The 24201-nt window shown below is 40.7% G+C and carries 21 protein-coding genes; 9 read left to right on the top strand and 12 right to left on the bottom strand.

All coding sequences use genetic code 11. The features are described from left to right. Nucleotides 1-2: 2 nt before the first annotated feature. The 8 genes from BM207_RS15755 to BM207_RS15720 form a co-directional block, all read right to left on the bottom strand. A complete protein-coding gene (locus BM207_RS15755; RefSeq protein WP_090996501.1) occupies nucleotides 3-653 on the bottom strand; it encodes a hypothetical protein in 651 nt (216 codons plus the stop codon). 20 nt (nucleotides 654-673) lie between these two features. Beyond that, a complete protein-coding gene (locus BM207_RS15750) occupies nucleotides 674-1351 on the bottom strand; it encodes a conjugal transfer protein TraI (RefSeq protein ID WP_090996498.1) in 678 nt (225 codons plus the stop codon). 14 nt (nucleotides 1352-1365) lie between these two features. Next, nucleotides 1366-3831, bottom strand: coding sequence for a TraG family conjugative transposon ATPase (locus BM207_RS15745; RefSeq protein WP_090996495.1), 2466 nt, complete (start codon nucleotides 3829-3831; stop codon nucleotides 1366-1368). Nucleotides 3832-3862: 31 nt separating this feature from the next. Continuing rightward, nucleotides 3863-4180 (bottom strand): DUF4133 domain-containing protein, encoded by a 318-nt coding sequence (locus BM207_RS15740; protein ID WP_090996704.1) that lies wholly within the window; start codon nucleotides 4178-4180, stop codon nucleotides 3863-3865. 5 nt (nucleotides 4181-4185) lie between these two features. Next, entirely contained in the window at nucleotides 4186-9723 is a 5538-nt protein-coding gene (locus tag BM207_RS15735; protein ID WP_090996492.1) for a helicase-related protein, read from the bottom strand. A gap of 36 nt (nucleotides 9724-9759) precedes the next feature. Then, entirely contained in the window at nucleotides 9760-10188 is a 429-nt protein-coding gene (locus tag BM207_RS15730; protein ID WP_090996489.1) for a DUF1896 family protein, read from the bottom strand. A 12-nt stretch (nucleotides 10189-10200) separates the two neighbouring features. Further along, a complete protein-coding gene (locus BM207_RS15725; protein WP_090996486.1) occupies nucleotides 10201-10506 on the bottom strand; it encodes a DUF4134 domain-containing protein in 306 nt (101 codons plus the stop codon). A 146-nt stretch (nucleotides 10507-10652) separates the two neighbouring features. Beyond that, nucleotides 10653-11102 carry a hypothetical protein gene (locus BM207_RS15720; protein ID WP_090996482.1) on the bottom strand — a complete coding sequence of 150 codons (450 nt, stop codon included), beginning with the start codon at nucleotides 11100-11102 and terminating at the stop codon, nucleotides 10653-10655. 404 nt (nucleotides 11103-11506) lie between these two features. Here BM207_RS15720 and BM207_RS15710 point away from each other — a divergent pair, with 404 nt between their 5' ends. After that, on the top strand, nucleotides 11507-11860 hold the full coding sequence (locus BM207_RS15710; protein WP_143095982.1) for a hypothetical protein: 354 nt from the start codon (nucleotides 11507-11509) through the stop codon (nucleotides 11858-11860). A 157-nt stretch (nucleotides 11861-12017) separates the two neighbouring features. On the opposite strand, the gene BM207_RS15705 is transcribed toward BM207_RS15710, so the two are convergent. Then, nucleotides 12018-12857 (bottom strand): RteC domain-containing protein, encoded by an 840-nt coding sequence (locus BM207_RS15705; RefSeq protein WP_090996471.1) that lies wholly within the window; start codon nucleotides 12855-12857, stop codon nucleotides 12018-12020. Between the two features lie 288 nt (nucleotides 12858-13145). On the opposite strand from BM207_RS15705, the gene BM207_RS15700 reads away from it, so the two are divergent. From BM207_RS15700 to BM207_RS15665, 8 genes are all read left to right on the top strand, one after another. Then, a complete protein-coding gene (locus BM207_RS15700) occupies nucleotides 13146-13796 on the top strand; it encodes a response regulator transcription factor (RefSeq protein WP_090996468.1) in 651 nt (216 codons plus the stop codon). Between the two features lie 12 nt (nucleotides 13797-13808). Then, nucleotides 13809-14270, top strand: a complete 462-nt coding sequence (locus tag BM207_RS15695; RefSeq protein ID WP_090996465.1) for a hypothetical protein — start codon at nucleotides 13809-13811, stop codon at nucleotides 14268-14270. A 5-nt stretch (nucleotides 14271-14275) separates the two neighbouring features. Beyond that, entirely contained in the window at nucleotides 14276-14914 is a 639-nt protein-coding gene (locus BM207_RS15690) for a hypothetical protein (RefSeq protein WP_143095981.1), read from the top strand. A 4-nt stretch (nucleotides 14915-14918) separates the two neighbouring features. Next, a complete protein-coding gene (locus tag BM207_RS15685) occupies nucleotides 14919-15686 on the top strand; it encodes a sensor histidine kinase (protein WP_090996460.1) in 768 nt (255 codons plus the stop codon). Nucleotides 15687-15688: 2 nt separating this feature from the next. Beyond that, nucleotides 15689-16030: a helix-turn-helix transcriptional regulator gene (locus tag BM207_RS15680; RefSeq protein ID WP_090996456.1), complete on the top strand. Its 342-nt coding sequence runs from the start codon at nucleotides 15689-15691 to the stop codon at nucleotides 16028-16030. A gap of 129 nt (nucleotides 16031-16159) precedes the next feature. Beyond that, nucleotides 16160-16636, top strand: a complete 477-nt coding sequence (locus tag BM207_RS15675) for a MauE/DoxX family redox-associated membrane protein (RefSeq protein WP_090996455.1) — start codon at nucleotides 16160-16162, stop codon at nucleotides 16634-16636. Between the two features lie 40 nt (nucleotides 16637-16676). Further along, complete coding sequence (locus BM207_RS15670) at nucleotides 16677-16919, top strand: hypothetical protein (RefSeq protein WP_090996452.1); 243 nt, start codon at nucleotides 16677-16679, stop codon at nucleotides 16917-16919. A gap of 39 nt (nucleotides 16920-16958) precedes the next feature. Continuing rightward, nucleotides 16959-18029, top strand: a complete 1071-nt coding sequence (locus BM207_RS15665; protein WP_090996449.1) for a hypothetical protein — start codon at nucleotides 16959-16961, stop codon at nucleotides 18027-18029. Between the two features lie 40 nt (nucleotides 18030-18069). On the opposite strand, the gene BM207_RS15660 is transcribed toward BM207_RS15665, so the two are convergent. The 3 genes from BM207_RS15660 to BM207_RS15650 are packed head-to-tail and all read right to left on the bottom strand — an operon-like array spanning nucleotide 18070 to nucleotide 24161. Next, nucleotides 18070-19536, bottom strand: a complete 1467-nt coding sequence (locus BM207_RS15660; protein ID WP_090996446.1) for a TlpA family protein disulfide reductase — start codon at nucleotides 19534-19536, stop codon at nucleotides 18070-18072. A 1-nt stretch (nucleotide 19537) separates the two neighbouring features. Then, on the bottom strand, nucleotides 19538-20899 hold the full coding sequence (locus BM207_RS15655; RefSeq protein WP_090996443.1) for a RagB/SusD family nutrient uptake outer membrane protein: 1362 nt from the start codon (nucleotides 20897-20899) through the stop codon (nucleotides 19538-19540). Nucleotides 20900-20909: 10 nt separating this feature from the next. Beyond that, nucleotides 20910-24161 (bottom strand): SusC/RagA family TonB-linked outer membrane protein, encoded by a 3252-nt coding sequence (locus BM207_RS15650; RefSeq protein WP_177217144.1) that lies wholly within the window; start codon nucleotides 24159-24161, stop codon nucleotides 20910-20912. Nucleotides 24162-24201 lie beyond the last annotated feature (40 nt).

The following is a 24201-nucleotide window of genomic DNA, read 5'->3' as shown; positions in this document are numbered from 1 at the left end:
TCTTATTTTTTTAACCCGTTTAAAATCCTGCTGTTTTCAATAGCCTTTTTCTCATTTCTTCTTGATATGGCCAACCGGATAGCAACATTTCCGAAACTTTCAGTGGTCAGGTAGTTTTGCTGCATCCGTTTATAAAGGGCATTGATCCTGGCAATGCGTTCATCATCTTTCATCTCCAGTTTATTGGAAGTGGTTACTGTTTTCAGTTCATCAAGAACCTGGTCGCAGTCTTTCTGTATCCGTTCAAAAACCTGATTCACATAGGTGGTTTCTTCAGCAGTGAGATTGCCTGACTCATCAAGCTGTTTCTTAAAGGTGGCCTGGCTTTTCAGCATGGCTGCCTGTAAGCCGGTAATACCGGCAACCTGCGGATATTTACGGACCAGCGGGTTTACATTTTTCAGTGAAATAAAAAAGGCATTATGCAGGTCAAACTCTCCTTTTGCAGCCTTACTGATAAAGTCCAAACCATCTTTGGCTATTTTGTAACCCTTTTGGATATAGCCGATCTGAACCTGAAGGGCAGCAATCTGCTCCAGCAGGTATTTCTTTTGCGTGGCCTTCTGGTTTATCCATTCATCAGGTGTCTGAGCTTTGGCATAAGTTGACAGCAAACCGGCCAGCATACATAGTATGGTGATTACACGTTTCATTTTTTTAATTATTCAGTTTGTTATTTTATTCCGTAAAGCCGTTTCACAAATGCCCTGTCATGATCAGACTTCGAACGGCTGAGGCTCAGCATCGCATTTTCTTTATTGAACTGGCGCAGGTCATCATAGTTCGTATCGACCCGGTCAGCAGCAGCGTTGATTAGTTCCAGCCGTTTAGCATCGCTCATCTGGGTTTTAAAACTGTTTACAATGAGCATCATCTGATCTACATTCTTTATTGTTTCGGCAAGCATACCCGCATATACTTTGCCCATGTAAATAATTTCTTCGGGCTTAAAATGCTTATCGCTTTTAAGCAGTTTCCATGTACGCTCAAACTCTTTCACCAGCATGACCTGTTTTTGTGTGACCTCCCGGATACGTTTATAATAGCTGATCATTGCTTTTACCCGCCACAGTTCATCATAATATTTACGGTACTGTTCTTTTTGTTTTTCAGTCCAGTTACTGATCTCGTCCAGTTTGAGTTTGCTCATTGTATTTTCCAATACCTTCTGTGCATTCTGCAACCAGATTACCTTATTCTGTTCCCGCTGGATCGCCAGATCGGCTGCCTTAACAGCCTTGATAATAGCCTGACGGATGATCTCAAAAAGAGGGAATGCGTGTGCCTGTTTCACATGTCCGAACGTTCCCATCAATACGATCATCACCACCAATAAAATCTTCTTCTTCATATCAACCTCCTTTGTTATTTATTGCGTAAATCATCTGCCATTGCAGCAATCCCTTTGCGTATGTCTCCGCCAAATTTTTCAGCATACTCCATCAGCTTTACTTTTTCGGTCTGTTCTGTGGTATAGGCGAGGTATTCTTCCAGACTTACCTCGGTGCGATAAACCTTGCTGAGCATACCACCCAAACTGATAAAAACCTCCTTGTATTGTTTTGTGGGATCATTTGCTTTGTTTACCGAAAGCACCAAAGCCTTTTCCTTTTCGGTCAACCCGAGCAGTTCCTGTATCTGATCAAACTTGTTCTGATACTTGCTCTGGTCAAGCAGGATTTTACAGTCTGAATTATTGATGATGGCCTGCTTTACTACAGGGGAGGAAATGATGTCTTCGACTTCCTGCGTGACTACGATAGCTTCACCAAAAAACTTTCGTACTGTTTTGAACAGGTACTTAATATACTCTGCAAAGCCTTCTTTCATCAATGCTTTCCATGCTTCTTCGATCAAAATCATCTTACGGATACCTTTCATTTTTCGCATCTTATTGATGAATACTTCCATGATGATGATGGTTACCACAGGGAACAGGATCGGATGGTCTTTGATGTTATCCAGCTCAAAAACGATAAACCTTTCCTTTAAGAGATTCAGGTTTTCAGTTGCATTGAGCAGGTAGTCAAATTCGCCACCTTTGTAATACGGCCTGAGCACATAAAGAAAATTATCTACATCAAAATCCTTTTCCTTTACTTTATCATCCAAGAGCACGTTGACATAGTCCTCTTTCAGAAATTCATAAAAAGTATCGAAACACGGGAACAGCTCCGGCCTCTTTTCCAGCAACGCATAATAACCGCTTATCGAATTGGATAGCGCCACATATTCCGAACGCTTAAATTCCTCATCATCTTTTTTCCATAATGCCAGCAGCAGGGTTTTTATGCTTTCTTTCTTTTCTGTATCCAGGCTATCGCCCTCACCGATAAAGAATGGGTTAAAACGAATGGGGTTTGCTTCAGAATACGTGAAATAATAACCATGCACCATATCGCACAACCCTTTGTAAGAATGGCCTACATCAACCAATACGATATGGGTTCCCTGTTCATAATAGCTTCGCACCATATGATTGGTAAAAAACGATTTGCCGCTGCCCGATGGGCCGAGGATAAACTTGTTGCGATTCGTGCATATGCCCATTCTCATGGGTTCGTCTGAAATGTCCACATGAACAGGCTTTCCTGTTAAGCGGTCTCCCAAACGGATGCCCATCGGGCTTAAAGAGGAGCGGTAACCTGACTCCAGATTTAAGAAACAGCTTGCCTGTTCCACGAACGTATCAAACGTATCATTCATTGGAAAATCAGCAGCATTGCCGGGAATGCCTGCCCAGAATATCTGTGGCGACCCAACGGTTTCCTGTTTGGCAACTGCATCCATCTGGGCCAGTGCAGAAGACACCATGTTTTTCAGTTCTTTTAACTGTTCCTTTACTTCTGTCCATACCATCACATTGAAATGAGCCTTTACAGGTAAGCGTTGCTGGCTGATCGCCTCGTTTAAAAAATCATTGGTTGCATCGCGGGCAATCAGGTTTTCCCTGCTGTAAGCAGATAGCGATTGCAGGCGAAGCCGCTTGCTTTCCAGTTTTTGAATGGTCTTCTGTGCATCATCAATAAACAGGTACTGGCTGTAGATATGGTTACAAGGCAGCAACTGTCCAAGCGTGCAGGCAAAACCTACACTGAACTTGGTACGGTCTGTGGAATACCTGTCGTAATTGATCCGGCTTCCACAGAGTGCAGGAAGATCAGCAGCATCCCCAAGCGTGTAAAGCTGGCAGTATTGATCACCGACCTTTAACCCTTCATCAAAAACGATGTCCTTTGTCAGCAACGCACCATTGTTATCAGCAAGTGTGAAGTACTGCTCAATTAAGCCCAGCTTTCTGCGCTCACTTCTTAATTCGTCCTCATGCATCCGGGTTAGTTTTACAAAACCACTGTCCTCCATGATGCGCCTGAACTGGCCGCAGGTGTCCAAGAAGTCTTGCAGCAGTTGTGCATTAAGCGTTTGCTCCGGTACAATTGTCCTGCGAAGCAGACTTGAAAAAAGAGAGGTGACCATCTTTCTTCCCGCAGGTTTTTTAGTCAGCATGATATAGCAGTTATGGTCAAGATAAGGACGCTCGTTAAAGAAGCGTTCGCTGCTACGGCTCAGAAAGCTGGTATCATCTTTTGTAAAATCCGGCCTGTGCCTGCTTTCACGAAACCAATCCTGTTTATAGAAGATGCTGTTTTTAGGCAGCACCTTAATGGCCTTGATCCATGCCTGATGAAAAGCTTCATACTCCTGATCGGACAGTGTAAATATTTCCGGCAGGTCAGCTTTGAATACAATTGTTATATCTCCCTGCCTGCTTAAAATGCAGTCATGTTGCACATCCATTATTGGTAATAATTCTTCTAACACGTTTTCCATCTCACTTCGCTTTACCTATATCTTTATTCAATTAATTTGAGGCCATGAATGCCTTTCTGCTTTTTACTTTAATTACTTTCGGAACCAGCCTGCGTGCCATTGCTTTCATCATCCCGTGCTCTCCATATTTGTTGCTCATGCCATAGATCTGAACAACAAGGCCGCTCCCGGTCAGGGCAATAACCCCGATGCAGATATAGGGTGGGAGGCCTATGATATACATGGCCGCAAACAATACCAGCAATGCAATGACGCCACCACCCAGATACCAGATGTATTGCGCTTTCAATCCTTTGAACTCAATGCTTTTGTTAATGCCTTTATTAATCTGATATACACTGTTTGCCATAATCATTACCATTTATTTCTCATCCTTCTTCCTTTACGCATTTCAGCATACATAGCTTCCTGCGTTTTATCCCTCTGCACCGGAACAAGCTGCATCACCTTTGATTGATGACTGTCCTCCAATTCAACTTCAACCGTTTCAGTCTGCCTTTCCTGTTGTTGCTTTAACTGATTCTCCTGTATTTTAATGGCAATCTGCCTTTCCAGATTTGCCAGTTCACTTTTGAGTTCCTGTAATTCGGATTCCTGTAAAAAAGGTTTTTTGATAAGCTGTTCCAGTTTTGGTATTTCCTGATCCATTTCTGAAACCAATTTCTCATATTTTGCCTTCAGGCTTTCCACACGGTCAATAGCATTCAGAAAATGACGGGCTGCAAGCTTGGGGTTATCTATATTTGGAATGCCGTTGTTATAGGTATATTTAATTCCATCGGATGATCGCTGCGCATAAAAACTGTTGGCATAGTAATATTCTATTTTTCCTTTTGACTCGTACACATCCCGATGCCTGCGGATATAAAGGTTGAAGCCGTACAATGTTCCGATTTGTTGTTCCTGTTCGTTGATGTTTTCCGGTTTCCAGTTTTTATACAGGGTGATAAGGTGCTTACCGATGACCTCTGTTGCGGGTGAAGAAACACCCGCAAGCACTACCGGATTTTTCTTTACGCCATCATTTTCAAACTGTAGTTTTTCCTTGTAGTTCTTTTCGTCATCAGTAAGTTTTTTCAAGGTGCTTATGGATGATGCCCGTTCATTTTGTTGCCGTTCGAGTTTTTGTTTGTTTCGGGACACTTCCCTGAAATGGGATACCTTCAGGCTTTCCATTACGGCAACTTTCTTTTCGAGTTTTGATTTCTGCAACAAGGTCGTATCACCCGAAAGGATTGCGATATATTCCGAGAAGTTCATTCCGCTTTTTTCATCAACCGAGCCCTCATCAATGGTGCGGACGTTTAGTTCACAATTTTTCATTTGTGATATGAAGGGCTGTTTGTTTTTAAGCAGGTTAAACTTGTAGTTATCCAGTGACTGCTCTGTTGCATAGATGAAGTTCCGTACCTTGTTTCCGAAATATTGTTTTGCAACCAGGTTGCCCTGCCTTGCCCCACGACCGTTACGTTGTTCCAGTTCAGATGGCTTCCATGGTATATCCAAATGATGCATGGCCACTACACGTTCCTGTACATTCAGTCCGGTACCCGCTTTTTCTGTACTGCCCAATAAAATTCGTATTTCACCCCTGTTCATTTTGCGGAACAGCTCCGGTTTTCTTTTATCTGTCCAGTCATGAATAAAGGTGATCTCATGTGCAGGAATATTGAAATCTTTAATGAGCTTATCTTTTAGTGAATCATAAATATTAAACTCATTTGGCTTAGGTGTTCCAATGTCCGAGAATACGATCTGCGTTCCCTTATATTGGGAACTTTCATTGTAGATCTGCGAAATATTTCTGCCACATACATTTATTTTGTTATCGGTATGATCGCTATATTCAAAGGCATTGATCAGGCGCATATCAACTGCCATCTTTTTGGCGTAGTTGGTTGCGATCAGCATTCGTCCCTTATCTTCTTCACGGGTGAGTGGCCCGCGACCTATCAGGTTCCCATCACCGGTTTTGGCAAAGGCCATCAGGTTCTTGATGAACTCGCGTTGCTCAGGAGTAGGTTTAATGTTGACCAAAGTTTCAACCAGTTCCGGTTTGTCGAGGTTAATATGCCTGGCCGTTTTGTAGTCGGTGATCTCATTGTAGAACAGTGCCAGTTCCGGCACCTTAATAAAATGCCTGAAACGTTCTTTTGCGATAATTTCATTGGTGACCGAAAATTCAAAGTCTGTTGTTTTGCGTGCGAACACCGCTGCCCAGCCATCAAAGTTCTCGATACGCTGCCGCTCCATTTCCTTTGGCCGCAGGTATTTAAAGAGCAGGTACATTTCGGTCAGGCTATTTGAAATGGGTGTTCCGGATAGAAATGTTGCACACAGGTCACTATCATTTCTTTGTTGCAGGGTACGCACCGCAAAAAGCATATTTAAAGCTTTTTGGCTACCTTCTGTATTTCCCAACCCTGATACCCGGCTGTGCCTGGTCGTAAAAGTGAGGTTCTTGAATTTATGCGCTTCATCAATAAATAAGTGGTCAATGCCCATTTCTAAAAAGTTGATTCCGCTGTCCTTCTTTTCCTCAATATTCCTTAACACGGTGTTCAATTGTCCTTCCAGATTGTTCTTACGTATCTCCAGTCCCTTGAGCATCTTCTTTGAAATCTCACCACCCAATTCCCTGATGGTATCAAGATCACGTTCGATATTATCCAGCTCAATCTGAAATATCTCTTTTTGCACTTGCGGTGACTGTGGTATTTTGCCAAACTGGTCGTGGGTCAGAATGATGCAATCCCAGTTGTTGTTTTTGATCTCATGGAAGAGGCGAAGCCTTTTAGCCGGGCTGAAATCATTCTCGTTCGGAAAAAGAACCCTTGCCTTAGGATAGGCCAGCTTATAGGTTTCGGCAATCTGTCCCACATTGGCTTTCAGGGCAAGAATCATGGGCTTATGAACGATGCCGAGCCTTCTCATCTCCTGAGCAGCTACAATCATGGTCAGTGTTTTACCTAGACCAACCTCATGGTCAACCAGCGCACCCTGGTTCTGTATGATGCGCCATGTAGCATTTTTCTGTGAGCTATACAGGTCATCAATGTCTAATGCTTTTTTATTAAGGCCCGGAAATACCAGATGGCTGCCATCAAATTCCCTTAGTACATAGCAATTAAAAGTATCATTATAAAGCCCTGCTAATAACTGTTTCTCTTTATCGGGAAGATCATGAAGCCAGCCGATAAATGAGCTGCGGATCTGTTCGATTTTCTGGTGAGCCAGTTGTATCGCTTCATTATCCGGTATCCTGATGGTTTTACCATCACCAATCGAAACTTCATAAGTGAAAAATGGTGTTGTATTTTCCAATGCATGTTCCAGCATGGTATAACCATAGGTGGTTCTGCCGCTTTTTGGAGTAACGGCATATTCTGTATTCACTTTTATATTATTGCCCGTTCTTACCTTAAAGGCATCTACTGATGGAAAATAACTGATGCTTGCATCCTGTTCAAAAAGTTCGGTGGCAAACCGCTCGTAGAAACTAAGCGGTATCCAACGTTCGCCCAGGTTAAAATCCAGCAGTTCAAAAGGGATGGCTTCCGGCTGTACTTTTCGCAGTGCTTCCACGCTACGCCCATACTGGTAATTTTGCAAAACCTGTTCAGGCAAGTTTTCAGCCTGCTTTAATTTTGCCACTACGTTTCCGCTCAGAAACTCATCGGCAGTTTCCCAGGTATTGCTAAGTGGATTAAGATAGATGTGGTTGCCCAATCCGGTAATCGCTTCGTCCCTGTCTGTTTCCAGCGCAGCACTGATGAATTCCAGATCAACCCTGCCCGTATCATTTAAACTGTGGGCGAGAGCTTCTACAGGATCGGTTGTAACAAAGCGTTCCTTTGTTTTCTGTACCGACTGTATTAAAATATCAGCTTTGACAAAATGTTCACCTTCCCTGCGCTCCAATGAGGAAAGCATGGCAAGCCCGTATGCGGTATCTTCAAAAATCCGTGCTTTATTCTGATTACTGTTCAGCAATCCGTTTTGTGAAATGAAACTGCTGTAAAGCAGATTGAGCTGATTACGCTCTGCTTCGCTGATGCCCTGTCCTTCTATTTCATTGGCAGATAGCTCCAGATATAAATCCCTTACAGCAATGTAATCCATGTAAAAGGCATGATGTGACTGGTCAATGATAGGGATGAACGGAGCGGTATTATTCTCCGTATCCGGAGCACCGATCTTTCCGATAAGTCCTGCATGACTCACCAATGCACCCTCTTTGTAAAATGGTTTTGATAAGGCAACCGAAACATCTTGCTGTCCTGATTCGAATAGCCCTCTGAAAGCATTGTCACCCTCATATGTAAAAGTATTGGAATAACCCTTTAGCTCTTTTGCGAGCTGTTGAAGTTCATGCGCCAATTCGCCTGCCTCTTTCCAGTTTGAAGTAAGCTGGTCGATTTCTTTTGCATTGGAATACAAGCGGTACAGATAGCGGTTGCTTTTGTGCTGTTTGGCGGCAAGCAGTACGATGGTATCATGTTGCGGATTATCAATGCTGCGAATGGTGCTGATGATACGCGCAGTGCCCTTTTGTACCACCGTCTCATCCGCCTGGCTGATATAGGCCATTGCTTTATTCAGGGTTTCTGCCGGAGCAATATCGAACAGCCCAAGCTGTACTGATAATGTTTCTGTTTTGCTTTCTGGCATCGGCAAATAGGTCAATGTTCGCTTTGCCTCCCGGGTAATTACGGACTGCTTTTGCAGTGCCTGCTCAAACCCTACATGATTAAAACGATTGATAAAATCTTCATGGAGTACCTCCTTCATCCGGTCTCCTATATCAGAAATATCACCATGTTGCCAGACACTTTCATGAAGCTGACCGTACTGGTTTTTATCTACTTTCACCTCGCTGCCCACAAATAACTCCGGATGAAGATCCAGATAAGCATTCTTTTGAAATTCGGTCAGACCGTGGGCAACAGCGATGGTAGAAGTAAGCAGTACCTCATTTTCCGAAAGCTCTTTTTTATTTACATTCTTCTGAACGATCAGCAAATGGTTTGGCGCTTCGGTATTTCCGGTATCCTTCATCAGGTTGTCCGGCATAGCAATCAGGCTTATAAAATCGGCACGATCAAAAAGGTATTCCCGTGCTGTTCTGTTAGAAGGGCTGTTTAAAAACCCATCCGTTGTGATATAGGCCATCAGGCCCCCATCCGCCAGCTTATCCAATCCTTTTGCAAAAAAATAGTTATGTATTTTTCCTGATACAGCTTTATCAGGATAGGATTTATCATATACTGAAAAATTTCCGAACGGAATATTGCTTACTACAAGATCATACGTTCCGTTCTCTTTATTTCCGGTGTTTTCTAAACCGCTGACTTGTGTATCGTTTTTAATCGCTAATGAGCTATTGATTGCCTGTAACACCAGGCCGCTGATGCTATCCTTTTCTACAGCAGTAATATGCTCCAGTTCTGCAAAAGCTTTCACCGCTTCATCAATAAACACACCTGAACCGGCAGAAGGCTCATAGATGCGTTTAGGTTTGATGTTGTTTGCTGCCAATACACTATACAATGTCTGCGGAACAACCGGAGGGGTATAAAAAGCGGTAAGTACACTATTGCGGAGCGAACTGATTACTTCTCCATACGCTTTATCACGGAAGTTCTCTTTGAGCAGTTCATGCAACTGCATCATATCTGCATGAAGTTTCAGGTCCTGGTTGGTGGCACCATTCGCTTGCCATTCTTCCGTTGAGCCATTTGGATAGAGTATGGCTTTGATGCCGCCAAAGCCAGCATATTTGCGCAGGTCGGTCAGATCCGCATCGGATAAAACCGCACCATTCCGGTAGCCGATAGCCAAAAGGATTGCCCGGATATTATCCCTTAACTTATTTGAAACATTGTAAGCCATTGCTGCACATTTTTCTCACTTCACTTCTTGGCATGTTTAATTCAGGTAGTTTGCTATGTCTGCAATTATCGCATAGCGCAACAACCGATTGTCTTCATTTTGCTCTGAAAATCTGAAAGCGGTAAACGTATCCCTGCACACTTCAATTAAATTCACGAGCTCGTAGGTAAGCACTCCTGCTTCGGTAAACTTTTCAAAATCATCCTTAAATTCTTCTTCCAGTATCCTGTTCAGAAACAGGTATTTTGAAGGCCGAAGCTCACTGGTCATTTCTTTTAATGCCCGTTGCTGTGTTTCGTGCAACTGCACCCCATCAGCCAGCCATTGCCTGACCTTTGGCATCACAACTTCTATCTTATCATTGATGTAATTGCTCACCTTAAAATCTTCCTGTAAACTGAGCAGCAGTTCCGGGTTATGGTCAACGATGTATTGATGAAGTTTTGTTCTCAATGCTGTCTTCATAATGCTTGCTTTTTATATGCCAAAGAATGAACGGATGACCGTTGCCACAACAACAAGGAACACACAACTGCCAAACCATGCACTGGCCACCTTGCTGGTATCGGGGTCGCCATTGTTCCATTTCTGGTAAACTTTTATTGCACCGATCAGCCCCAGTATGGCACCTATTGCATACATCAGGTTGGTGCCGGAGTTAAAATATCCGCGCACTTCATTGTTTGCCGCATCAATGCCGGCATTTCCGTTCTGCGCATAGCATATCACCGTGACCGCGATAAACAGGCCCGTAAGCCATACCTTTTTTTTATACTGCTTCATAATTATTCTGTCTTAAAATTTTGCTTTTTAAAAAGGGAGGGCAGCACATCTCAATCTCCTCAAAACCTACCCACGGCCGCCCTTTCCCTTTACGCCCGGTTGTTACATCAACTTTCAAACACACCAATCTTGAACCGGGCAATACATTAGCGGGATAAACTCTTCCACGCCTCTTCCAATTCTTCCTCACTTAGGTTTATCCCGCAATTCTCTCTGGCCTTTTCCATGATATAATTATTAAGGGCATAGCGGTAGCCGGGGCGGCTTAGCCCGCCAAAGTTTGCAACGCTGGCCTTAAGCTGATCAATCAGCTCAGGTTTTGTTGCCTTGTTGCCCGGCACCAATATGCTATGTCCGATTTCTTTTACCGTGCGCTCCAGGTCATCCATCAGTTCACCTCCGGTGTTTTCATTCAGATCCCCATCCGATTGTATGGGTTCATCTTCATCTGAAACATCCTCTTTAAGGCCTAACTTTTTCCATACTTCTTTTCTGAAATACAGCAGTAAAACCAGCAGGTAATAAATAAATGCAGCACCACCAACTACAAGCAGGTATTGTGTCCATGTAATGTTTTTAAATAGCTCGTTCATCATTTTATCGTTTATGCTTTTTCAAATTCAACAGGACAAAGTTGCGGTGGTTCAAAACCCTTTTTTCCCAATATCAACCAAGCTGGGGAAGATTTTTATTTTCACTTTTTTGAAAGTTGAACGGGAAGAAAAAGTTCAACCATATTAGAAAAAACAGAGGATTTGCGGTTTTAAACCAAGAAGCATGTCTAAATGCAAAAATCTATACCAGAAAGCGATCAATGAACAACACAACATTGTCCAAAGTTGGTGTTAAGATTATCGCAGTAAAAACCAAAAAAAAATGTGACCATGGTATAAAAAACCTCGGCAAAGAATCATTACGCCAGCCAGAAGTGGCACATAGAATTTTGTAATTTGAAACATATTTGCCCTCATAATGTTGAATGTACTCTGAACACAGGAATATGGACAACGGAATATTTATATTTACCTGTAAATACGAGCCCAATAAAGTTTCTCACTTATTCGATAACCGGGCTTTTGTGTCGTTAGAGAACTTCAATCAGGTTCTCAATGCTAACTTATCCTTTGTTTGCCAGAAATTTTTGCCTCCGATCCAAGCAATACTCATTTTAAAAATTGAACCCAAACTTACCCTTAGAGATAAACCGATGCTGGTTTTTTATTCACGACCTGTATTATTTACAAGCCATGAAAAAGGTTATTTGATTATGATGCCGGCCATTTCTAAAGCACCTGTGTTATTTGACATTGATGCAACATCAGATTATTATGAACTTGAAATAGAAAAGATTTAGACGAATAAAAGTTGAAAATAGGTTTATTTGCGTATTGATTGCACGGCACAGCCGTGACATTTCATACAGAAATATGGTTGGGTAAAGGTCCTCGGAAGAGGGCCTTTACTGTTTGTAATACCATTAGATTTTTTTCCATTACAATTGATGATGTTGCTCATAACCTTTCATCCATCCTGCGTTCCAGGTTCTCTTTAAGGCTGTCTAAAAAAGGTGTCCTTCCTTTCTTGCGGTTGGAAAGATCGGTAAACGTACGATAGTAGTTTCCTGCCTGAACATTGAACGCAATTTCCAATGCTTTCATAATCTGGTTCAGGTCTGCCTTGCCATAATTTGCTGATCCGCGTGCAAGCAACGCATAGGCAAGTTCTACCAATGCTGCTTTGCTATCTGTCCACAGCAAGTTGGTTCCCTTTATATCAGGTTTGACGGGCAGCAGTTCTGCACCGGACTTCAGTTGTTCAATGATTGTTGCCAGCCAGCCATTCAGTTTTTCAAAGCCGAGCAATTTAGAAAGTACAGCACTGCTTTTGGTTGAAAACATTGCATCCATATCTACATCACATTCGGGATAGAAAGAAGGGTGATTGACATTGCGCAGGAACCATTTATCATCTTCGCAGGTATGGCCGAGTGCATGGTACACATGCAAAATCTTGTGCCGTTCCATGAAATCGCTGTTCCTGTCTATGGCTTTACGGTAATAAGCGATAATAACTTTCCTGTCACCCTGAGGTTTATTGCTCTCTATAAAGGCAAGTTCTTCATAATAGATCAACAGGTGATGGAATCCGGGTTTGATCTCTTTGAAAAAAAGTACTTCTTCTGAAATGTCTTTAAACTCATAAGACCTGATGAATTCTTTTAGTTTGCTCAATGTAGCTTCTACAATCTCAAAACAAGCTTTAGCTTTAAATGCCTCACGCCCGGTTACCATTGCCAACAGGTTTAGTTCCTGTTCCATTTGGTCGTACAATTGACTGGTAAAGTGTATCATGGCTGTATGTGTTAATGCCTCGTTTAGGAGGCGCTAAAATGCATACAGGCAAGGGAAAGTAAAGATTAATAAACGTGTCAATTCATCCGAAACACATCAAAATGAATATTGAAATATTTCAGTTTGGATTGAAGTATGATATATCGGAACTAATGTTTAAGCTGAATTAAACGGATGTTGTTTTGTAAAAGCATTGAATTTTCATTTTTTGTAGGGATTTATCCCTACAAAAAATCAGATTTAGCTGAAATTTCTTGCTTAGTACCTCTGCCCAAATAAATTTACCGTATGAACCTATGGAACACGATCAGGATTGCTTACGTAGAAGATCAGACTGGAGTGCGGAATTCAGTATGCAGGTTTTTAAACGCACAAGCGGATACCGAAGTAACTTATGATACAGATAGCGGTAAAGAATTGCTGATGCACCTTCAACATGTGGTGCCTTTGCCAACTATCTGCATTCTTGATATATCAATGCCTGAGATGGATGGGCTTACCCTTTTAAAGAAAATTCGTAATAAATGGTCAAAGCTTCCATGTCTTATTTATAGCATGCACCAGGGAGAGCTAACAATCGCTAAGGCAATTCACCTTGGTGCAAATGGTTACTTTTCTAAAAGACACAGTTATGAGGAACTGTATCAGGCTGTAAAAGATATTGTAAGTAACGGTGTAGCCTATAGCAAAGATGCGGATAGCACTATGTTCGAACAAGTCTTAAACAACGAGATCGAAGTACCTAACTTATCAGATCGGGAAATGATATTTATAAAATACGCAGGCTCTGAACTTTCTTATAGCGAAATAGCCACAGCTATGCAGATTTCGGACAAGACCGTTGAAACGTATAGAAGCAGATGCTTCAGCAAACTTAACGTAGCAAGCAGAGTAGGTTTAGCAATCAAAGGCATTGAATTGGGCATAATTAACATCTAATCAAATATGAATATGAAAAGACACATTTATTTTATTCTCACACTTTCAGTATGCTATGCATGCACGACAAAACAGGACAGCACAGATAAACAGCATGTAAATTCGGTCACACCAATAGACAGTTTCTTTGTTCCTGTAGATACTGCTGATGAAATGACATCCAGCTATATTGCCAGTCTGGGTGGTGATGCAGATACCGACCTCAATTATTGGACTGTTGATGCAGATGCCTTACGCGATTATCTTACGAATACCGACATTAAAAAAATGAAAATTTCTCTGGCCCATACCACTGAATATATCAATAACGGCAATTACGGAGTGCCTGCCGGTTACTCTCCTGCGGCCTTAACAATTATAATGACTGGCGTTAACAATGATGGCGGAACGGTCAACTACAATTCGACATGGGCAATGGACCGCGCTAAACCTTGTCCGCCCGTTTGCCTTATAGAGGTAGCCAGTAAACACTAGTATATATGTATCTCAATTTTATATTTTACGGCATCTATCTTTTCTGCCTGATCTTTTGTCTTATCGCTGGCGGAATGAATTGGCACGTCATGCAGCCATCGCTGAAGATTTTCTATGTGTTTGTGTTACTCGTATTTATTGGCGAAGTCGGAGCACTCATAATGGAATACCATACAGGAAACAATACCCAGCTTTATAATTTCGCTGATATTGTACAAGCAGTTATTGTTTTCATATACTTCGGACATAGCCTGAAAAAGCCGGTTACAGGAATCGTGCTTGCCCTGATCAGTTTGATTTTTGGCATTTATAACTATTACTGGCTCCAGGAATCTGACCTGATCAACAGCAATTTTCTTTTATGGAGCGGTCTGGTTGTTATCAGCCTTGCTTTGTACAGCCTGATTTTTCTTTATAAAAAGGATGGAGTAACAAAGCTCAGCCGTTTTGCGCTCTTCTGGATTTCATCAGCACTGCTTCTTTATTGGATGTTTAACCTTTTAAGCCTTCAGGTGTTCAATACCTTTGTGCAATCTAACCTGAACTATGCGCTTATACTCAATGCCGGACATATTGCAAGCAACGTAGTATGTTACTCCATTATAGCTCTTGTATTTCATTTTACTCCCCGATTAAATCAATAACACCATGAATTTGGACAATAAGACCCTGTTGCTTTTAGTCGCTGCTTTTACAACAATACTTTTATTGCTTACCGCAGTTTTTGTATATGTGGTATACCTGTTCCGCAACCGTAAAGGAGAAGAATATTCTGCGGAGAACATTCGCCTGATGGAGTGGAATAAATCTATGGTAAGTGAGCACGAGAGATACCTTAAGGAATTGTCTACCCGGTTCCATAACAAAGTTCAGCAACAGACCCTGCATATTAAGCATATGTTTGGAATGGCCAGGAAACAATACGGGAAAAGTCCGGCAACTGATTTCGATGAGATCAGCGAACTGCTCGATGAGCTTTTCGATGATGCTTCACAACTGACCAGCTCAATGAATCTGGAGTACCTTCGCTCACAAAGCCTGGTCAATCTTATAGAAAGAGAGCTGGAAGAAGCTAAGAGGCTCGACAATATTGATTATGAACTGGATTTTGCAGACGAACCCCACCTTACAGAAGATGTAAAGATCATTGTATATCGTATTGCGCAGGAGGCGATAGCAAACATACACAAGCATGCAATGGCTTCTTTCATAATTGTTTCTATGTTGCATTCCAATGGAAAATTTATCCTTTCCATAGAAGACAATGGGAGCGGGCTCAACAGGGAACAGATTTATGGAGCAGTAACGCATGGCATTACCAATATGCGCAACAGGGCTGCCATTATCAATGCTCGGTTTGATATCAGTTCCGAAGAAAGGAACGGAACTAAAATAACATTACAAATGACTGTTTAGCGATGCGCGTTGTACATGATCATATCGTTGCACTGAAAGAATTCATCGAAGGTCATTTGGATGAGACGCTTTCAATATCTGTAATTGCGGACAACTATTGTGTCAGCATTTCAACTCTGCGCAAACAATTCAAAAAGCAATACAGTATACCACTCTACAAGTTTATTTTAAAGCAACGTATGGAACGAGCAATGTTAATGCTTAAAGAAAGACGACATTCTATTACCGACATCTCGTTGATGGTTGGGTACAATGACCTTTCTAATTTTACTCATGCGTTCACCAATTACTTTGGCGCAACACCGAGCTGCATCGTCAAAAATTTTGATGAGACAGCTAAATAGATATGTAAAAACCACGTTGGTCAGAATTCACAATATATTGGTCACAATTCACAATAAATTGGTCAGAATTCATAAGTCTATGCCAGCAATGTTACTATAGATTTGTTTTATAATAAAACCCAATTTATTATGAACCCAACTGTTGTCAAAATCATTTCATACTCACTTGTTCTGCTCTTCATTTACGCAGCAGCCAATAAGCTATTAGACTACCAAAAATTCACTGTCCAGATCGGACAGTCTCCCATACTAATAGGTTATGCTGGTTTCATAGCATGGTTCATACCAGCTATAGAAATTGTTATAGTGCTATTGCTTTTTCATCCTAAAACATTGCTTATCGGCCTTTATGCATCGTATGGGCTGATGGCAATGTTCACGGGTTACATTGTGGTAATTCTGAATTTTGCAGAACGCGTGCCATGCTCTTGTGGAGGGATACTGGATAAGATGGGTTGGCATGAGCACCTGATCTTTAATATAACTTTTACCATTCTGCCAGTGATTGGCATTTTTTTACAGACCCATCGCAACAAAAAAAAATACGAAGCTTATTCGCATACGATATTCTTTGGCCAAGGAACAGGGGTTGCCGAAAACCTGTAAAAGAGTAGGCACATTTCTTTTAAAATTAACAAACAAATTTATGAAAAAACAAATTTTAACACTGGCAGTTCTTGCCACATTAGCCGTTGGTGGAGCAATTGCCGCTACAAAAATGGCTGCTCCTCCTTATTATAACTCTAACGGGGACGAAGTGGACTGTAGTGGAAGTACAACCTCATGCGAAATCATCGAGCTTTACAGCGAGCCTGATCCGGAACTCCAGGGTCCTCAAAACCGCATCCCAACCAGCGAAGTTGAAGGCCTATCATTTGACGAAAACTAAATTCTATGTGCTGCCTGTCATTGCAGGCAGCACTTCTTTATGAAAAAAAAATTAAGTATCATATTAATAATAGCCGTTGTTATCCTAGTGATAACTTCCATCTTTTTATACAATGTTGTAGATAAACGTCATAATGGATTTTCACGTTCAATAATCAAACTGGACTCAAAGTTAGATACTATAATAGATGTAGCTAATAAGAACTATTTTTTTCATGAGGACCAAAATGATGATCGGATCATATTAAAGACATTCAAAAAATGCAACCAGCTTCTAGAAATAAGACGGCTAGATGGTATACTATCTGTAAGAAATATCGAAGTATTGCCTGCTTACAATTTGAATACGAGATTTTCTAATTGCACAATAGCAGATTCGGTTATCTTCCTAACCAACTCCGCTGGTGAAGTGCTAAGAATAAAGCCAAATGGTGTTTCGGAGTACTTTAAGGTACCAGGGCTTATCTTTGACCAGTCTCACGCTATTTCACCGCAAACGATTATTGTACGTGCCATTAAAAAATATGGTCAAATTAAGCAGAGAGAAATTTGCCGGATTGAGCTGGTAACATCAGCTGTGGTGACAGCAAGTTTAACACTTCCAAAACAAGTAGATGGCTATTTCTGTACGGATGGGTGGATGCGATATAATAAAGAGTCATCCAGCTTGTTGTACATGTTCTATTATAGAGGAGAGGTATTAAAAATGGATACAAACCTTAGTAAAATCTCAGTGATTAAAACCATTGATACAATCTCTACAGCAAGAATAATTACACAAATTCACCAAAAGCATACATCACAGGGTATAACTGAGAAACATACTAGCATGCGTACTTCTCGAAGTTCTGTTAACTACTTTTTTGCTATGGACAAAAATAAATTATTTATCCTTTCAGCTTTAAAGGCAGAAAATGAACCGTTACAGTTTATAAGAAAGAAACAATTTATTGATGTCTATGACATCAAAGCAGGGAAATACCTTTATAGTTTTTCCCTGCCTTTTTATAAGGGTTTTAAAATCCGAGACTTTTCCATCGATAATAGGAAGCTTAACGCTCTGTACGGCAACTACCTTATCTCATATGACATTAAAGAATCCCAATGGTGAAATTACAATGCATCAGGGTGGTCGCTTAACCTTGCAGAGATCATTCTTTTATCGCAGAAGAGATAACTTTGATAATATCATTGTTCTCTATTGACAGATCAAGTTTCTGATAGATATTGCCTTTTTTATCGACAATAAGCACAAATGGCAATGCATTTACATTGAGCTGCTTTAAAAAGGGATGGGACAAGCCTTGTCCACCCGTATTTAGATTAAGATGCCTTCTTGTACTATATTTACCAGTATTTAGGCTATTAATCCAATTTTCCGTCCTTTTATCAACGTTTATAGATACGACTTTAAATTGCTGTTCTCCCTCGAAAGAAGGGCTGATATCCTGGATTAATCTCCTCTCAAAGTCCATGCATCCACCGCAACCAGTTGCCCAAACTTTAATTAATAAAACTTTTCCTGTTAGGGTTTCCAGGTTAAAAGGATTACCAAGTAAGTCAGTAAAAGTTGGCTCAGTAAGTTTATTCCCTCTTTTCAATCTGCTTCTATAGTCTAATGCTTCAGAAAGAAGTTCAGATTTGCCAAGGTACCTTCGGGCGTCAGCGACCAACGAATCAAAAGAAAGGCTTGCACTAGAAGTTATATTTTGTAAAGTATAATTGCTCATAAAAAATTCGGCTAGTAAACGCTCTCTGACGGGACCGCTATACTGATTTGTGATAGCATGATAATACTGTTCTAACGGTATCGACCCAACGTTATTTCCCATCAATCTATCTGCTCGAACCCGATCAAACAACGCTCCTATGTATCTATGGCAATTTATACTACCGGCAGTAGGCAGTTGAGTGAAAATTGGACTAAATTTCAAATATGAAGCCCGTATCTGATCTCTGACTTCCTGACTAGTCTTCTTGAAAACAAACAGATTGGAGAGCAACCATGACCAGTCACCATAATAATTGGCAAATTGCAAATTAATGAGTTCTTTCATTTCCGGGGATAGATTAGATTTTTCAATATGCTCTTGTTTCCTACCGTTGTAGTCTTGCACCATTTGTGCATACTTCTCTAAAGCACTTTCAAGATTTTCTGTAATCGTTAATTTGAGTTTACTTCTTTCACTAAAATATTCTTTAAACTCGTCTTCTAGTTGATTCACTAGGTTGTACTTTTCTGATCCATTCCCAGAGAAAGCAATTGAATCTCTTTGATTGTTTCTAAATACTTCGAAGTTTACATTATCTGTGTGCTCCATAAAATAACTATAGGATAACCTTTTATTTCCTTGCTTTATTGTGATCATGATCATGACAGGTTTCTTAAATTCTTCCAATTCAAAGCGAAACTTGCCTTTCTGATATGCTTTAAAGTATGACACCGGATAGTCAGAGTATGTCCAGTTCTTGGTAAAGGTTTTCACAATTAAACTATCAGGAGGTTTTGTATAGTTGAGTTGTGCTGTGAATTTCGCTCCACCTTCGTAAAATGCCAGGCATTGAAAAGATGAAACAATGCTTATTAGTACTAAAATTGTATGTTGTATCTTGCTCATTTTAATATCCTTTATTTTGTACCAGACTTTTATTGCGGGTAATTTCAGCGCTTGGTATGGGATATAGTTGATCGGTTGATTGCCATTTGGCTTTGATAGGTGCCAATATTTGATCAGCTTTTCCACTCCGTTTTATATCGAACCACCTATGCCCCCATTCGGCAAAAAGCTCAACCCGTCTTTCGTTTTCAATAGCCTGCAAAAGATTAGATTGAGAAATCGAAGGATTAATGTTTTTAATCAATGATAAACCTGCTCTGCTTCGGATTTGATCAATATCGTCAATGGCTGAACTTAACTGATTTAAGTGCCCTCTAGCTTCCGCACGTATTAGATATTGCTCTGCAAGTCTAAAAATCATGCTATATTCAGATATGGTTGAGGAAGTTTTAACCTTATACTTGAATGGATAGTAATAAGTCCCTGTAGTATTTGTGTAGGTTCTAACCCAAGCAGCTTTTCTTTTATCATTTGCCTCAAATGCATTTTGAACAAAGTCTGGGCGCAGAGATGCAAACGTAGGAGTTGCAGTCAAGATCATTACACTACCATCAGCAGTATTTCCGCCAGCGGTTGGTACGAGCTGCCAAATAGCTTCCTGGCTGTTTTTGAGGAATATGTCATCATACGCTACAAGTTTGTATGTAGCTGTTTTGGCAATTACCATACTTGCATATTTATCGGCATTCGCCCAATCTTCATTATACAGATACACTCTTGCCAGCAATGCCTGCACCGCACTTTTATTTGGGCGCACACGTTCCGTTGTAACATAGTTTTCAGGAAGCAAACCTTCTGCCTCTCTAAGATCTTTAACTATCTGCTGATATATTACGTCAACCGAAGAACGCGGTTCTACCGCCATGATGCGATAGTCGGTATTTAGATTTAGCGGAACAGGACCAAATAAATTAACAAGGCAAAAATTTGCAAATGCTCTTACAAATAGCGCTTCTCCCCTTAGTTGGGCTTTAATAGGTTCTGAGACACCATTTGGAGATGATAAGCCCTCAAGAACTGCATTTGCTGAATAAATAGATTTGTAAGGACTTTGCCATAATGTTGTGATTGTGGTGTTTGTAGTGGGAATGTCATTCTCATAAAAATTAAGGGTTGTTACATAACCAACTAGGTCATCAGCACTAAGCCCTGTGATAACAGATATACTTCCTCCGTTGCCAGAGGCATATCCGGTCAATGCCATTTGACTATAGATACCTGTAATTGCGGTTGTCGCTAGTTCATCTGTTTTAAATATTTCCGATTGTACGAGACTCTGCTTTGGAGGGCCTATTTGTAAGAATTTTTCACAGGAACAAAAGCAAATTGCAATAATTCCAAATATTAATGATTTAAGTTTCATAGTTTAAAAATTAAAGGTTAATCCTTGCCCCAAGTACCCAACTTCGCAATGGAGGAAGGTTGCTAAGGCTTTGCGTTTCTGGATCTAGACCAATGTATTTTGTTATGGTAAAAACATTCTGTGCCTGTAGAACTATCTGGGCATTCTTTACTTTTATTGAATTCATCCACTGCTTGGGAAGATCGAAGGAAAACGATACGTTGCGCAACCTTACAAATGACGCATCAGTGATACTCAGACCACCTAATTCGGCTGCGTCCGAGTAACCGACCGATGTTTTGGTTATGAATCGTTGGATCATTGTTTGATCGTCTGCTTTTTGCCACCTATTCAGCACTATAGTGGGTTGGTTCTGTGGATTTGTTGCAGACCATCTGCCTGGTGCGTTGAATATCCCAGACATATAATTGTTACCTGTTTGCTTTGTAAATGACCATGTAAAATCGAGATTGAATTGTTTGTATTTAATCGAATTTTGAAGCGCACCATAGAAGTATTGCCCAATGTATTTTATGATATATTGATCACTTATATCTATTCTTCCGTCTTTGTTATAATCCTCAAATTGGTATAATCCGGTTGATTGATTAATTGATGTATTATAGACTTTTAAAATGCTTAACGGCTCACCTATCGCGTATCTCCAATAGTTGTTCGATTCTGCGAGTCCGGGATAATTAATTAATTTATTTTTTGGCACCGTGAGGTTATAACTGGTTGACCAGCTCCACTTGGGATTTTGAATGACATTCCATTTAACATCTATTTCAAAACCCGTATTTTGTACAAGTGCAGGTAAATTCGCCTGTATTGTTTGTAGTGATGCGCTTAAAGGCAAGGTATTACCCACCAACTGATTTGAAGACCTGTTCCTGTAATAAGCGGTTTCTAACCGTAACCTGTCTTTTAGAAATCCAATCTCTAATGCGGCTTCCAACTTTTTATTGGTCTCCCACGCATAATCAGGGTTGCCCAATCTTACGGGCGTTAAGGTTTGATTTCCCTGATAAGTGCCGGCAGAGTTATTCCATAGCTGCAAATATTGATAGTCTGGAATTTGATCATTGCCAGTAATACCTACACTTCCTCTTAGTTTACCGAAGGAAATAAAGCTCAGCCTATTCTTAAAGAAGGATTCACTAGAGAATACCCATGCTGCACCAATTGCACCGAAGTATGCAAACTTCTTTCCAGGCCCAAATCTTGAAGAGCCATCTCTTCTTCCTGTAAGATTTATAAAATATTTATCAGCCAAACTATAATTCAATCGGGCAAATCCAGCAATGTAACGGTATTGTACATATTTAAGTTCGCTAACTGTAATCGTTGAAGCTGATGCGAGATTTTCTAACAGGTCATCGCTCGAAAACCCACTGCCATTAATCGTCCTTAGCTGTGATGTACTTTCTTGTATACTCAAGCCTGCAAGTGCATCTATTTTCCCTGGACCTACCTTTCCATTATAATTAACCTGTGGTTCGACCAGTAAGCTGTTCCTGAAATTATCCGAATATGCGGCAGTTCTGCCAAGTGGAGAATTGTAATTAGCATTTGATGGCGCTAGAACAGAGGCTGGGGATTTTCCAAGTTCGTTTCTGCTAATTGTTGTATAACCACCGGACACCTTTAAATTTAAGCCTTGACTTAATTTATAATTAAGTGTAAGGCTTGCCACAAATGTATTAGTGCCAGATTGATTAGTTCGAGCTGTATATGCTAAAGGATGATTTATTACGGTATTGTTTTCAAAATTTATCTTACCACTTTGATTTAACAAACTAGGAAAATTCGGAGGGAGCAAAATTAATGAGGTAAGATCAGACCGAAGGGTTGTTGCAGCAACATGACTGTAACTACCATTAAATTGCGCACTAAGTTTGCTTTTTGAGGAGCCAAAACCTAAGCTGGTATGTAGCCCGACTCTTTCATAACGTGAATCGCCAAGGAATACTGTTCCCTCTTTGTAGTAATTTCCACCAAGCAGGTAATTGTTGTTATCGTTCCCACCCGAAGCGCTTACTAAAGCATTGGTTGTGTTCGCTCTGTTACCAATCAAAACCTCTTGCCAATCTGTATATCTACTTTTATCCCATGCACCATTTATATCATATTCGGTGCTTGCCGGTTGTAAACCGTCATTTGAAAGACCCTCCATACGCATAGCTATATATTCTTCAGTATTTAATAGCTTCATCTTGTTCGCAACTTGATTTACGCCCTGCATGACAGATGCGTTAACTTGAGGTGATGAGCTTTTGCTATGTTTTGTTGTAATTAAAATAACACCATTTGCCCCTCTTGAACCATAAATTGCTGTAGCATCTGCATCTTTTAGTACTTCAATGCTTTCTATATCATCGGTATTTATTGTGCTTAATGGATTAGCGGCAACATAAATCGAATTTGATGTAGACCCTGAAAGTGTTTCCGAAGGAAAGATTACACCATCAATTATGTATAACGGATCTGTGCCATTTGATATGCTGTTCCTGCCGCGAATTTGCACTGTGAACCCACCGCCTGGAACTCCAGTTTGTTGCGTAATCATGACACCAGTCATTCTGTTCTGCATGGCCATTAATGGATTATTAACCGGTTGTTTTGAAATAATCTCAGAGTCAATTCTTGAAATAGAGCCTGTTCGCTCGCGGTCTTTAACCTTGTAATAACCAGCATTGATCTCCACTTCTTCCAGCTTTGAAGTAACCTGTTGTAATGTGATGGTCAGATTGGCTTTGGCTTTAACCTCCTGTGTGATATAACCCAGGTAACTAATTTCTATGATGGCATCCTCTGCAATATTCTCTAAATAAAATTCTCCATTTGCATCAGTTATCGTCTGCAAGGTGGTGGCTTTAACTTTTACGGTTGCACCGGATAAAGCCTGCCGGTTTTCATCCATTACTTTTCCTTTGACATCAATGGAACTAAATGCATCCATTACCCGGTCTAAAAAGTTTTTTTCCTTTTCCTTTAACACGATGGTCTTATCGTTAATGGTATAGGTCAGGGGCTGGTTTTTTATGCAGGCATCAAGGGCTTCCTTAAGTTCTGCATTCTTGAGGTCCAGTGTAACTTTTTTTGTGTTCTTTAACAGGTCGTCCCTATACCAGAAAAGATAGCCTGTCTGCTTTTTTATTTCAGCAAAGACCAAACTGAGTTCGGCATTTTTTGTCCTGAGCGTAACATTCTGCCCACGCACATTAGCCGCGACATTCATGAATGCCAGTCCGATAATAAATGCTGTGAGGTATACGCGCATGATAATTTGTTTTAGGGGGTGGTTTATCCGTATCTGCTTT

Origin of the sequence: Pedobacter insulae (assembly GCF_900113525.1) — a bacterium.
Classification (GTDB): Bacteria; Bacteroidota; Bacteroidia; order Sphingobacteriales; family Sphingobacteriaceae; genus Pedobacter; species Pedobacter insulae.
Note: the sequence above shows the minus strand (reverse complement) of the source record. Positions and strands in the feature narration are given on the sequence as shown.

Excerpts from the sequence above, each read along its gene's own strand:
- BM207_RS15755 (WP_090996501.1), bottom strand. The coding sequence starts at position 653 with ATGAAACGTGTAATCACCATACTATGTATGCTGGCCGGTTTGCTGTCA.
- BM207_RS15750 (WP_090996498.1), bottom strand. The coding sequence starts at position 1,351 with ATGAAGAAGAAGATTTTATTGGTGGTGATGATCGTATTGATGGGAACG.
- BM207_RS15745 (WP_090996495.1), bottom strand. The coding sequence starts at position 3,831 with ATGGAAAACGTGTTAGAAGAATTATTACCAATAATGGATGTGCAACAT.
- BM207_RS15740 (WP_090996704.1), bottom strand. The coding sequence starts at position 4,180 with ATGGCAAACAGTGTATATCAGATTAATAAAGGCATTAACAAAAGCATT.
- BM207_RS15735 (WP_090996492.1), bottom strand. The coding sequence starts at position 9,723 with ATGGCTTACAATGTTTCAAATAAGTTAAGGGATAATATCCGGGCAATC.
- BM207_RS15730 (WP_090996489.1), bottom strand. The coding sequence starts at position 10,188 with ATGAAGACAGCATTGAGAACAAAACTTCATCAATACATCGTTGACCAT.
- BM207_RS15725 (WP_090996486.1), bottom strand. The coding sequence starts at position 10,506 with ATGAAGCAGTATAAAAAAAAGGTATGGCTTACGGGCCTGTTTATCGCG.
- BM207_RS15720 (WP_090996482.1), bottom strand. The coding sequence starts at position 11,102 with ATGATGAACGAGCTATTTAAAAACATTACATGGACACAATACCTGCTT.
- BM207_RS15710 (WP_143095982.1), top strand. The coding sequence starts at position 11,507 with ATGGACAACGGAATATTTATATTTACCTGTAAATACGAGCCCAATAAA.
- BM207_RS15705 (WP_090996471.1), bottom strand. The coding sequence starts at position 12,857 with ATGATACACTTTACCAGTCAATTGTACGACCAAATGGAACAGGAACTA.
- BM207_RS15700 (WP_090996468.1), top strand. The coding sequence starts at position 13,146 with ATGAACCTATGGAACACGATCAGGATTGCTTACGTAGAAGATCAGACT.
- BM207_RS15695 (WP_090996465.1), top strand. The coding sequence starts at position 13,809 with ATGAAAAGACACATTTATTTTATTCTCACACTTTCAGTATGCTATGCA.
- BM207_RS15690 (WP_143095981.1), top strand. The coding sequence starts at position 14,276 with ATGTATCTCAATTTTATATTTTACGGCATCTATCTTTTCTGCCTGATC.
- BM207_RS15685 (WP_090996460.1), top strand. The coding sequence starts at position 14,919 with ATGAATTTGGACAATAAGACCCTGTTGCTTTTAGTCGCTGCTTTTACA.
- BM207_RS15680 (WP_090996456.1), top strand. The coding sequence starts at position 15,689 with ATGCGCGTTGTACATGATCATATCGTTGCACTGAAAGAATTCATCGAA.
- BM207_RS15675 (WP_090996455.1), top strand. The coding sequence starts at position 16,160 with ATGAACCCAACTGTTGTCAAAATCATTTCATACTCACTTGTTCTGCTC.
- BM207_RS15670 (WP_090996452.1), top strand. The coding sequence starts at position 16,677 with ATGAAAAAACAAATTTTAACACTGGCAGTTCTTGCCACATTAGCCGTT.
- BM207_RS15665 (WP_090996449.1), top strand. The coding sequence starts at position 16,959 with ATGAAAAAAAAATTAAGTATCATATTAATAATAGCCGTTGTTATCCTA.
- BM207_RS15660 (WP_090996446.1), bottom strand. The coding sequence starts at position 19,536 with ATGAGCAAGATACAACATACAATTTTAGTACTAATAAGCATTGTTTCA.
- BM207_RS15655 (WP_090996443.1), bottom strand. The coding sequence starts at position 20,899 with ATGAAACTTAAATCATTAATATTTGGAATTATTGCAATTTGCTTTTGT.
- BM207_RS15650 (WP_177217144.1), bottom strand. The coding sequence starts at position 24,161 with ATGCGCGTATACCTCACAGCATTTATTATCGGACTGGCATTCATGAAT.